1 protein-coding gene is annotated in these 239 nt (G+C 39.7%); it reads right to left on the reverse strand.

Annotated features, from left to right (window positions below):
- Positions 1 to 239 (reverse strand): hypothetical protein (locus ACM6F9_RS07365; protein ID WP_414845111.1); only part of this gene is annotated, 239 nt, incomplete at both ends.

The following is a 239-nucleotide window of genomic DNA, read 5'->3' on the forward strand; positions in this document are numbered from 1 at the left end:
GGCCCTGAGTTTCCATCAACGGTAATGATTGCATCATCATTTGAAACTCCTGCACAACCTGCGTTATTATCTCTTACCGTCAGTCTGAACTCCATCGTTCTTGCATAAGATGGTAAAATTTCTCCTTTAGATACAGTGTTATTGATAACATCTGTAATTTTCGGGAAGTATCTGTAAGGAACTGTTACAGGCATAAACGATCTGAATATAGCCGCATTTCCTGTAGGAACATTCCAGTC

The sequence above is a fragment of the Chryseobacterium sp. IT-36CA2 genome (assembly GCF_949767875.1).
Lineage (GTDB): Bacteria > Bacteroidota > Bacteroidia > Flavobacteriales > Weeksellaceae > Chryseobacterium.